Annotated in this window: 12 protein-coding genes and 1 tRNA gene; 12 read left to right on the plus strand and 1 reads right to left on the minus strand. The window is 33.9% G+C overall.

The window, feature by feature from the left end; all coding sequences use genetic code 11:
- From PF572_01420 to PF572_01470, 11 genes are all read left to right on the plus strand, one after another.
- A partial coding sequence (locus PF572_01420; protein ID MDA3839725.1) for a hypothetical protein occupies positions 1-732 on the plus strand: 732 nt, incomplete at its 5' end.
- A 62-nt stretch (positions 733-794) separates the two neighbouring features.
- Positions 795-2,075, plus strand: a complete 1,281-nt coding sequence (locus PF572_01425; GenBank protein ID MDA3839726.1) for a fibronectin type III domain-containing protein — start codon at positions 795-797, stop codon at positions 2,073-2,075.
- A gap of 107 nt (positions 2,076-2,182) precedes the next feature.
- Positions 2,183-2,368 (plus strand): Trp family transcriptional regulator, encoded by a 186-nt coding sequence (locus tag PF572_01430; protein ID MDA3839727.1) that lies wholly within the window; start codon positions 2,183-2,185, stop codon positions 2,366-2,368.
- Positions 2,368-2,610, plus strand: coding sequence for a hypothetical protein (locus tag PF572_01435; GenBank protein MDA3839728.1), 243 nt, complete (start codon positions 2,368-2,370; stop codon positions 2,608-2,610). Before PF572_01430 ends, PF572_01435 begins: the two co-directional genes overlap by 1 nt.
- A 400-nt stretch (positions 2,611-3,010) precedes the next feature.
- On the plus strand, positions 3,011-3,859 hold the full coding sequence (locus PF572_01440; protein MDA3839729.1) for a hypothetical protein: 849 nt from the start codon (positions 3,011-3,013) through the stop codon (positions 3,857-3,859).
- A gap of 45 nt (positions 3,860-3,904) precedes the next feature.
- The gene (locus PF572_01445) at positions 3,905-4,807 is read left to right on the plus strand and encodes a GDP-mannose 4,6-dehydratase (GenBank protein ID MDA3839730.1); all 903 of its coding nucleotides are present in this window, start codon (positions 3,905-3,907) and stop codon (positions 4,805-4,807) included.
- A 38-nt stretch (positions 4,808-4,845) separates the two neighbouring features.
- Positions 4,846-5,298 carry a GtrA family protein gene (locus PF572_01450; protein ID MDA3839731.1) on the plus strand — a complete coding sequence of 151 codons (453 nt, stop codon included), beginning with the start codon at positions 4,846-4,848 and terminating at the stop codon, positions 5,296-5,298.
- A complete protein-coding gene (locus tag PF572_01455) occupies positions 5,279-5,671 on the plus strand; it encodes a hypothetical protein (protein MDA3839732.1) in 393 nt (130 codons plus the stop codon). Before PF572_01450 ends, PF572_01455 begins: the two co-directional genes overlap by 20 nt.
- Before the next feature lie 46 nt (positions 5,672-5,717).
- Complete coding sequence (locus tag PF572_01460; protein ID MDA3839733.1) at positions 5,718-5,909, plus strand: hypothetical protein; 192 nt, start codon at positions 5,718-5,720, stop codon at positions 5,907-5,909.
- A gap of 162 nt (positions 5,910-6,071) precedes the next feature.
- Complete coding sequence (dnaG, locus tag PF572_01465; GenBank protein ID MDA3839734.1) at positions 6,072-7,910, plus strand: DNA primase; 1,839 nt, start codon at positions 6,072-6,074, stop codon at positions 7,908-7,910.
- A gap of 8 nt (positions 7,911-7,918) precedes the next feature.
- Positions 7,919-9,289 (plus strand): sigma-70 family RNA polymerase sigma factor, encoded by a 1,371-nt coding sequence (locus PF572_01470; GenBank protein MDA3839735.1) that lies wholly within the window; start codon positions 7,919-7,921, stop codon positions 9,287-9,289.
- Positions 9,290-9,340: 51 nt separating this feature from the next.
- On the opposite strand, the gene PF572_01475 is transcribed toward PF572_01470, so the two are convergent.
- A complete protein-coding gene (locus tag PF572_01475; protein ID MDA3839736.1) occupies positions 9,341-10,540 on the minus strand; it encodes a hypothetical protein in 1,200 nt (399 codons plus the stop codon).
- A 202-nt stretch (positions 10,541-10,742) separates the two neighbouring features.
- Between PF572_01475 and PF572_01480 the strand changes: the two genes are divergently transcribed.
- Positions 10,743-10,814 (plus strand) — tRNA-Asn (locus tag PF572_01480).
- Positions 10,815-10,834 lie beyond the last annotated feature (20 nt).

Below are 10,834 nucleotides of genomic sequence, written 5' to 3' on the forward strand. Positions count from 1 at the left end.
CTTAACTTACCTGTGGTGGAAATAATTTCTGGACCTGCTTATTATTCTAGTTCAACTGAAGCTAGCTTTTTGTTTACAGCCAATTGTGTCCCAAGTCTTTTTAAATATTCTTTTAACAACGAAGATTTTCAGGTAAGCGACTTGTCTGAAAGTATTAGCGAGGGCAGAGTGTTTAATGAAGAATCGAATATATTAGAAATAAAGATTAAAGATAGGCTGGGAAGGTCGGCCAGCACTTCTTTTGAATGGATTATTGATACAACCCCACCGGAAGTAATATTTGGAGATACTACTTTCAGTGAGAATGAAATACTAATAAATTGGGAGATAGCTAGCTCAACAAGAGATGGGTCGCCATTTAAATATTTCGAATTAGAAGAGTTTATTGATGGAGCATTCTTCGACAGTTTTATTGTTGAAGCTAATATTTTTTCAAGGGCAATAAGCACTCAAGACAATATGAGTTTTAGAATAAGGGCAGTTGATATGGCGGGGAATATTGGTGAGTGGGTTGATAAGGTGATTATAATATTACCCGAAAGCAATCATATTTTAATAAGTGAAGTGGGGATTATTGGAACAGAATTTATCGAGCTCTATAATCCGACAGAAGAGGATTTTTTAATAAGTTCATGGTATCTTGCCTACTATCCTGCTGAACGGGATTGGTATAATCCCTATCGTTTACTGGAGATAAGACCAGCAGAAATAGAGTCTAGAGGTTTTTTTTAGTTTCAGTTGTTGAAGATGAAATAAGTATTGCTGATGATAGCTTCTCTTACGCTTCTGATTTTTTGAATAATTCAAACGGATCAATCGCTCTTTTTGATTCAAAACCAGAAGAGGGAGAAGATGCTCCCGAAGCGATTGATGCTGTTGCTTGGGGTGGGGTTGAACATGTTTTTGAAGGAAGCCCAATTCAACTAACTGAAAATGCAATTTCGATAGAAAGAAAAGCCAACTCCAAATCATCTATAGAAACTATGCTAGATATAGAAAGCGATGCATTTCTGGGGAACGGTTATGACACAAACAACAACTCAGAGGACTTTGTGTCTCACACTGTAAGTAATCCACAAGGAAATGGATCGAGCTTTGAGCCAAGAGACTTGACCATACCTGGAGCAGTAGATGACTTAGGGATTAATAGCATAGAAGAGCATGAAGCTGAAATTTCTTGGACTGCTTCATTATATTCAAATATAGAAATAGGTGCCCTATATAAAATTCTCTATTTAAAAAACAATAATTGCGAGGGAGATGTTGATTGGGGAAATGCTGCGTCAACTACTGTGCCAAGCAGGAATCAAAAGGATTATTTTATTGCCATGGTAATGATTGATCCACCGTATACTTATAGAATACTCGGGTTAGAAGATAACACAGATTATTGTCTTGCCATAAAAGTCTTCAATGGTGAAGCTTGGTCTGATTTTTCAAATATAGTAAATTTAAAAACAGAAATGTCATCAACCGAATTAATAACACTCGTTCCTACTACTGGCGATTATATAAATATTGATAGACTAAGCAAGGAGGATAGTCCCTATCTTGTCGATAGACTTATGAAAGTTGGTCAAGCAGGCCTTATTATAGAACCTGGAGTGATTGTTAAGTTTAATGATATCTACCTAGAGAATGGCGAAGAATATCCGACGGGAATTCTAGCTGAGGGTCCAATAACTGCAATTGGAACAATGGAAGACGTTATAATATTTACTTCTGATAAAGATAATAATTCAGGAGGGGATACAGATCAAAATGGAAACGAGACGAGGCCAGCACCTGGTTCTTGGGGAAGCATTGATTTGCATAGTAAAAATAATATCTTTGAAAGTGTTGTTTTCAAGTACGGAGCTAGAGATTTATCCAGAGGAGTTTTAAATATTTTTGAAGATGAAAATGAAATAATTGGTTCATCTTTTTTTGATAACTCGAAAGGTATAGAAATTACTCACGCTTCATCAACAAACCCTACAAAAATAACTAACAACTTATTTCAAGATACAGGAGAATCCATTTCAGTTTTTGGCGATTCAAATCCTGTAATAGAGAATAATATTTTTGTAGAATAATAGTCGTCTCAAATATAAAATAAAATAACCCTGAAAACAACTAAAACATAATACATATTACTAAATTTATAGTACTTCAGTATACTAGTATACTGAAGCAAAAATATATGGGTGGGAAAGTAAAATATAATTCACTTTCGGAAAGTGAAAAGAAAAAATATCTTGGTGATTTTTATACTATGGTTTCCTTGTTGTCAGGCAGAGATGAGGTTAAATCATTTTTTAAAGACTTGCTATCCCTAAGTGAAATAACGATGATATCAAGGAGAATACAAATAGCTAACTACTTTTAATGGGAGATTCACATAGAGACATCAGAGAAAGCCTTGGTGTCGGGTTTAGCACTATTATTCAGGTTGATAGATGGTTAAACGAAGGGTTTGGTGGTTATAGAAAAACTATAAAAAAATATGAAAAAATGAACAAAAAAGATTTAAATATTTCAATAGAAGATGATTGTTCAGACTTGTCTTTGAAAAAATTGAGAAAAAATCATCCCGGTCATTTTCTATTATTAAATCTTTTGGATAAATAAGTGCTACAGTATACTAGTATACTGTAGCAAAGATATATTTTTTTGTAGAGTAGTAGTTAACCTAAATACATGTTAATTAGAATTAGTGCGATTTAGGTTAGGGGAGTGAATAAAAAGAAAAAAAGACTTCCGGGGAAGTCCTTTTGTGAAATGGTCGGTTGAGCCCTCCGAGCTTTGGCCATGCATGAGGATCATGTTTTGACTTTTGCTATTTGGTTAGGAGGACCCACCCGATAACTTTGTTAAGCAATGATCTTATAAATATATTAAGGCTAAATTATTTTTGTGTCAAGACACACAGACACACATTATCCTTGCTCAAAAATTGTTTTTTATGATATAGTTAAAATGTTATAATTTAAGAAAAGAAGGTGAAGAATGTCACCAATTTTTAAGAAAAATGAAAAGAAGAATAGGTTTTATAGGTCAAGGGTGGATAGGTAAACACTACGCAGATGATTTCGAAAATAGGGGATATGATGTAGTTCGATATTCTCTAGAAGAACCATATATTAATAATAAAGAAGAAATAAAATACTGCGATATAGTTTTAATTGCAGTTCCAACGCCATCAAAACCGGAGGGTTTTGATTCTAGCATTTTACGCGGGGCAGTGAAAATTGTTGGAAAAGGGAAAGTGGCTGTTATTAAATCAACCTTACTTCCTGGCGTAACTGAAGAGATTCAAGCAGAAAACCCTGATATATATGTAGTTCATTCCCCGGAGTTTTTAAGAGAGGCTAACGCAGCTTTTGATGTAGCCAATCCTGTTAGAAATATTGTAGGTATTCCTGTGGATAATGAAGAATATAGAAAGCATGCCGAAATAATTTTTGAAGTACTTCCAGAGGCTCCGTTCAAATTAGTTTGTCACTCTCGTGAAGCTGAATTGATTAAATATGGAGGCAATGTTCATCTTTATATAAAAGTAGTTTTTATGAATATGCTTCATGATTTGGCGACTAGTCATGACCTAAATTGGGATACAATAAAAGAGGCAATGGCCGCTGATTCTCGTATTGGTAGTTCTCATATGGATCCAGTTCATCAGAGTGGTCGAGGAGCAGGTGGACATTGTTTTATAAAAGATTTTGCTGCATTTAAAGAACAGTATGAAGAAGCAGTTGGCGATAGTCAAGGCTTGGACGTTTTAAATGCTCTGCAAAATAAAAATAATAGACTCCTGAAGGACAGCAATAAAGACTTGGATTTGCTAGAAAGTGTTTTTGGAGGTATTGACAATATTTAATTTTCATGTTAATTTAAGCTGTTTTAGAAAATAAATTACAAATATATGGCTAAATGTATAGTGACTGGTGGAGCTGGCTTTATTGGCTCTAATCTGGTTGATGAATTAATAAAAAGAGGTGATGAGGTTGTTATCGTTGATAATTTGAGTACAGGTAAAAAGGAAAATATTAACTCTAAGGCAAGGTTTCACAAAGAAGATATTAGAAATCTGGAAAGATTAACTTCTATTTTTGAAGGTGCTGATTATGTTTTTCATTTGGCTGCACTCGCTCGAGTACAACCTTCAATAGAAGATCCCCTCACTTATCACGACGTTAATGTAAATGGTACTCACAATGTCCTAGAAGCAGCTCGTCAAGCTGGTGCTAAAAAAGTAATTTTTTCAGCTTCATCTTCAGCCTATGGCGATCAAAAAGAAATGCCCTTGCATGAAAATATGCCAGTTAATCCTATGAGTCCTTATGCGTTACACAAATATATAGGTGAGCGATATTTAAGACTCTACAACGAAGTATACGGCCTCCCTACAGTGGCTTTAAGATATTTTAATATTTATGGTAATAGACAACCCTTGGAAGGTGCTTATTGTCTTGTGATGGGTGTTTTTGCTAATCAAAGGTTAAGAGGGGAAAAAATGACTATAACAGGTGACGGAGAAAATAGAAGAGATTTTACATCTGTTGTTGATGCAGTAAGAGCAAATATCCTAGCCGCTGAATCAGATAAGGTCGGTAAGGGAGAAGTAATAAATATTGGACGAGGAAAAAATTATAGCGTAAATGAATTGGCAGCAATGATAGGAGGGCCAAGCAAAAACATTGAAGCTAGAATTGAACCGAAGGAAACTATTGCAGACAACACAAAGGCTAAGGAACTTCTCGGTTGGGAGCCAACAGTTGAATTGTCTGAATGGATAAAAGAATACAAAAAAGAACTAGGTATATAATTTTTGGAACCTAGACTTCAAAAATCAGAAATTAAAATATGAGGAGGATATTACTATTCTACATTGAGAAAAATAAAAAGATTTTTCGTTTTGTTGTAGCTGGAGGATCGGCGACTGCAGTTGATATTTTTTTGTTATTCTTTTTAACTGAAATAATTGGACTATGGTATATCCATTCGGCGGTGCTTGCTTTTGCGGCATCTTTTTTCGTTAGCTTTTATCTCCAAAAGTATTGGACATTTGAAGATAATAGAGAAAATATGAAAACAAAACAAATGCTTATGCATTTTATGGTTGCTAGTACCAACCTAACATTAAATACTTTTGGAATATTTTATTTAGTTCATTTTATGCATATATATTATCTATTGGCCCAGCTAATGGTTGTTGGATTTTTGGGCGTAGGTAGTTTTCTTATGTATAACATAGTAATTTTCAAAAAAACTTTAATCGAAAGTAAAATACTCGTAGATGAAAATAACGATAGATAAAAACAAGTATAATATAAATGCTGAGCAATTTTTAAGAAGAAATGGTTATGCTTTTATTGTAGATAGACGGAGAGGAAAAGAAAGTTTTGTTCGTAGAATGGGAGCTGGCCATTACCCGCGTTTTCATGTTTATATAAAAAGAGAGGACAATAGAATAATCTTTGATATGCATCTAGATCAGAAACAAGCGAGTTATGAGGGCTCTCATATGCATAATGCAGAATATGACGGTAATACAGTCCAAGCAGAAACAAATAGATTGAAAAGCCTTATTGCAAATGAATATAAAAAATCAAGTATTCAAAATATAAAAAAAGAGCCTGAGAAAGAAGAAGGGTTAACAAAGAGATTTTTTAAAGCTTTTTTTGGATAAAAACGAATATTTCAATAGTTCATTCTAGCAGCGAAAGGAGAAGAGCATGAAAATCGGTGATAAGGTTGTTTTTAAGCAGGAAATTATTGATAGATGCGAAAGGGCTGGTAATAATCCTGCGATGAAACCAGACAGTAAGGCTGAAATGGAGATTGTTGAAGTGAAAAAAAGCATTATTTTGGTCAGGTCTGGCGCTTGTATAATTCGCGTAAATCCAAGTGCTATAGAACCCGCTTAAAATTTAAGTAAGCCCTAGTTAAAACACTGGGGCTTTTTTTATGTTTAAAGTCTATTTTACTTTAAACTATAAAACAGTTAAAATACATAGAGAATTGCAAAATATTTGCAATAGTTTTGTTTTAGTTATAAGATATAAAAACTTTTAATATTAGTAAAAATAATGAATCAACCATCTGACGAAATAAAAGCTCGGCTTGATATTGTGGATGTTATTCGTGACTATATTCCACTTAAGGCATCTGGGATGAATTTCTCAGCAAGCTGCCCTTTTCACAATGAAAAAAGCGCTTCTTTTATGGTGAGCCCAGATAAACAGATTTGGCATTGTTTTGGTTGTGGTAAAGGTGGAGATATTTTTTCTTTTGTAATGGATTTAGAGGGAATTACTTTTATCGAAGCTTTGAGACTACTTGCTCCAAAAGCAGGAGTTACCCTTCAAGCCGTAAATCCAGAAACATCGTCAAAAAGAAACAAAGCACTCGATATTTTGGAATTGTCTGCGAAATATTATAATCATATATTAACTAATGAAAAAATAGCGGAGAATGCTCGAAAATATCTAGCTAAAAGAGAATTATCTAAAAAGACTATTGAAGATTGGCAGATTGGCTATAGTCTCGATTCTTGGGATAATTTATTTGGTTTTTTGAAAAAAAGAGGATTTAGTGAAGAAGAAATTTTTGAAGCTGGGATGACAACGAAGAAACAAAACGGACAAGGATATTTTGATCGTTTTCGAGGACGCATTATGTTCCCAATTTCTGATGTGAATGGGAATGTTGTTGCCTTTACTTCCCGAGTTAGTCCAGAAAAAGAAGCAACGGAGAAAATGGGTAAATATATCAATAGCCCCCAAACAGTTATTTATGATAAAAGCCGGATTCTTTTTGGTCTTGATAAGTCAAAACAAAAAATAAGACAACAAGACTACGCGGTAGTTGTTGAGGGACAAATGGATGTAATAACAGCCCACCAAAACGGGTTTAAAAATGTTATTGCCTCATCGGGCACGGCCCTATCGAAAGAACAACTGAATCTAATCAAGAGGTATACAAAAAATATTGCTCTTGCTTTTGATATGGATAAGGCAGGGGAATTGGCTGCAGAAAGGGCAATTAAAGAAGGCCAAATTGCTGAGATGAACATAAAAGTGATCGAAGTTCCTAATGGCAAAGATCCTGATGATTGTATAAAAAATGATATTGAAGGCTGGAAAAAAGCAGTAGGAGAAGCTAAACATATGATGGCTTATTACATTGACAAAACATTTTCCAAGTTTGATATTTCAGACATTACGGAAAGAGTTAAGGGGATAAATGTAGTTTCAAAACTTTTGGTTAATATATTAAATAATATCGAAAGAGATTATTGGATAAAAGAACTAAGCGAAAAGACTGATACAAAAGAAACTGACATAAAAAATGAATTAAAGAAGCTTCAAGCCAATGTTGACGACGGCAATATAGATAATTTTGATACATTTGAAGCTCCAAAGAGAGAGGAAACGAGAGAAGACAAATTAATTAAAATGCTTTTAACTTTAGTCCTAAAATTCCCAGACAACATCGAACATGTTATGAAAAATATAGAAACAGATTTTATAACTGATATTAACCACAAGACTCTTTACAAAAATTTGGCCCTGTATTATAATAAGCTTAATAATTTAATAGGAGAAACTTCTCGTGATAACAGTTTTAGCTATTCTCAGTTTAGAGATTACCTAGAAAAAGAAGCAGATCAAAACCAGCCAAAAATATTAGATGAGCTGGTTATTTTGGGTGATAGAGACTTTTTTGAATACGATAATGAGAAAGCAAGGGCAGAACTTATTGAAATTATTAAAAATATTAAACAATCATATTTGAGTCAAAGAAAAAAGGAAATTGAAAAACTTATCCAAGAATTGGAAAAAAACAACGAAGGCAAAGATGAGATTAAAGGTCTTATGGATGAATTTAAAATATTGTCCGATGAGTCAAGAGAACTATTTAAATAATATATATAATGGTCGTTCGAAAAAGCAAGACAACTAAAACGCCTATTTCTGCAAAGAAAAAGGCACCAAAAAAAGCTGCAGTAAAAGCTGGAGCTAAAAAATCAACTGCAAAGCCAAAAAAGAATGTCGTAAAAAAAATTAAATCGACAAAAAAGGCTACTCACAAAAACACTGCTAAACCAGCAGTCAAAAAATTTCCCAAAAAGAAGAAGTCCAAACAATTGAAGCCCAGAGAAGATCATGTAATTGTACTTCCTGATGAGGAAAAAATTGTTAGAACTATCGCTAAGGGAAGAACTAGAGGTTTTTTAACAGAAACTGAAGTTTTGTATTTGTTCCCAGAAGTAGAAGAATACATCTATGATTATGAATTGTTTTTGGAGGAGATGCAAAAACATGGTGTTGAAATCAAAGAAAAAACAGAAGATTTGCTAAATGTTAGCACAAGCTTTCTATCTGATGCTGGTGACCTAAATTTGGTTCCAAAAACAGCCAAAGAGAAAAAGAAAGAAAAAGATGATGCAGCCGCAGCGATGGTTGATTTGAGCAAGTTAAACACTGATTCGATTCAAATGTACTTGAAAGAAATTGGTAAGGTGCCTCTTTTGACAGGAGCTCAAGAAGTCGAACTAGCCAAGAGAAAAGATAAAGGTGAAAAAGCGGCTGAAAGACAAATCATCGAAGCTAATCTTCGTTTGGTTGTTTCTATTGCCAAAAAATTTGCTGGAGCGAAGGGTCTTTCCTTACTTGATTTAATTCAAGAGGGGAATATTGGTCTTTTTCGAGCAGTTGAAAAATTTGAATATAGAAAAGGATATAAGTTTTCAACATATGCTACTTGGTGGATAAGGCAGGCTATAACCAGAGCTCTCGCTGATCAGTCAAGAACTATTCGTATTCCAGTTCATATGGTTGAAACTATCAACAAGTTTCAACAGGTACAAAGAAGACTTATTCAAGATCTTGGTCGTGAACCATTGCCAGAAGAAATTGCCGCTGAGATGAGTGAAGAAATTGATAAAGTTAGACATATTATAAAAATATCTCAAGATACTATTTCTCTCGAAACTAGCATCGGTGATGATGACGAAGATTCAACCCTTGAGGACTTTATCGAAGATGTTAAAAATGTTACCCCAGACAGATCAGCTGCTCTGCAACTACTGAAAGATTATGTTAAAGAAGTTGTTTCACAACTCTCACCAAGAGAGCAAAAGATTCTTGAAATGAGATTTGGACTAACAGACGGTGTTTCGCATACCCTGGAGGAAGTAGGAAGAGAGTTCGACGTTACCCGTGAACGTATTAGGCAGATTGAAGCAAAGGCACTTGAAAAGATTCAAAAACACGACGGTATAAAGAAACTACGAGATTACTAGATTCTTATAAATAAAGAACCCCTCTTCAAATTGTAGAAGAGGGGTTTTTGTTTAACTTTGCAGAATGCTTAGCGCGGTCCGCAAGATTTTCTTTGCTTTTTTCGTTTCGAGAATGCAATCTTTTGCTGCGTTTAAATAAAAGGAAGTTTGGACACTTTTGTTATGGAAACTACTTATAAACAATCCCTCCATAGAATAAAGGAGCTTGTTAATTGTTCCTATCTTAAAGGATTCGGGGAAATTACTGAATCCTCGCATAGAAATAAATTTATCTAAGTCTTTTATCGCTTCGAGCTTTTTGGTGTTCATTTCAGAATAGCAGTTATTCAGACTGTTCTTTCTTTTTGTAACAAGTGGAGTGAGGACTTCTTTTATGTGTATCAGTCTATTTCCCAAATTATTTAACATAGCTATCGTTTTAGCTGCAAAAGCTCCTGGATTATTTCGATCAAGAGAATCCTTAAGCGGTAAAATTGATTTACCTAGTTTGGCAGTGTCTTTTTTGAGCTTATCTCTGCAAGAAGAGAGGTCATTAATCAAGGCGGATATTTTTGATTGGAGATTTTTTTTCTTTTTCTTGGTATTATCCCAATCAAGAAGTAAGTTATTAATTTCTTTTATCAGTATTCTCGTTTCTTCAATTTTTGGTATTTCACCACAATCCTTGCTGGTTTTATCAAGATATTTTTTTAAGATATTATCTTGCATCCGGACAGCAGCTTTAAAATCAAACACCACATCCTTTTTCTTGTGTAAGACAATCCACCCTTCGGGACTAACTTTGATACCTAGTTTTCCAAGGTCAAAAAGCCAATTAGCCTTAAAGACATTCATGTATCGAAAATCTTTATGGGTTAATAGACTAGTTTTTCTAGCTTCACTTTTTAAAACCTTTTCTGATAAATTTGTCAGGTCTAATCTTGGATGATTTTCTTTTAATGCTAAAATTTCGGCATGGAGAATCATTGCTTCTTCAATTAGTCTCTCTTTATTGGGAATGGGTATAGTATGAATTATCTTCTTCTTACCCTTAGAAAAAAATATACCACGGATTTGGTTAATCATTGCATTAAAAATATCAGGAGGGATTGAAGTGTTTCTTCTTCCAAATAAATTTGTTTTTATGAAAGCAAACGTCTTATCTTCATAATTTGGGGTGAAAGTTATTCTAATATCTTTATATATCATGGAAACATTCATCGCTTTCTTATTTTCATCTCGTTCAAACGGAAGAATCTCATAATTAGGCATTTATTTTCTCCTTTTATTTGAGTTTTTAAGGTTCAATTTTGTTGATATACAAAAATTTACTATATCTTAAAAATAGGTAAAAGTCAACAGGTATTGACGCATTTTTAAAAATAATTTATTATATATGCATACCTGCCTAATAGGCAGATTTTAGTTTGAAAATAAAATATTTTTATACTTCGTAGCTTTAGCGAAGTAGTATTCCCGGGTAGCGCAGCGGTAGCGCAGTTGACTGTTAATCAATTGGTCGTCGGTTCGAATCCGACCCCGGGAGCTGATAAAAAAGTAGCTAAT

This window comes from Patescibacteria group bacterium (assembly GCA_027858235.1).
Lineage (GTDB): Bacteria > Patescibacteriota > Patescibacteriia > Patescibacteriales > BM507 > BM507.

Coding starts and splice junctions, on each gene's coding strand:
- PF572_01450 (MDA3839731.1), top strand. CDS start 4,846: ATGAGGAGGATATTACTATTCTACATTGAGAAAAATAAAAAGATTTTT.
- PF572_01440 (MDA3839729.1), top strand. CDS start 3,011: ATGAAAAGAAGAATAGGTTTTATAGGTCAAGGGTGGATAGGTAAACAC.
- PF572_01460 (MDA3839733.1), top strand. CDS start 5,718: ATGAAAATCGGTGATAAGGTTGTTTTTAAGCAGGAAATTATTGATAGA.
- PF572_01475 (MDA3839736.1), bottom strand. CDS start 10,540: ATGCCTAATTATGAGATTCTTCCGTTTGAACGAGATGAAAATAAGAAA.
- PF572_01435 (MDA3839728.1), top strand. CDS start 2,368: ATGGGAGATTCACATAGAGACATCAGAGAAAGCCTTGGTGTCGGGTTT.
- PF572_01445 (MDA3839730.1), top strand. CDS start 3,905: ATGGCTAAATGTATAGTGACTGGTGGAGCTGGCTTTATTGGCTCTAAT.
- PF572_01455 (MDA3839732.1), top strand. CDS start 5,279: ATGAAAATAACGATAGATAAAAACAAGTATAATATAAATGCTGAGCAA.
- PF572_01430 (MDA3839727.1), top strand. CDS start 2,183: ATGGGTGGGAAAGTAAAATATAATTCACTTTCGGAAAGTGAAAAGAAA.
- dnaG (MDA3839734.1), top strand. CDS start 6,072: ATGAATCAACCATCTGACGAAATAAAAGCTCGGCTTGATATTGTGGAT.
- PF572_01470 (MDA3839735.1), top strand. CDS start 7,919: ATGGTCGTTCGAAAAAGCAAGACAACTAAAACGCCTATTTCTGCAAAG.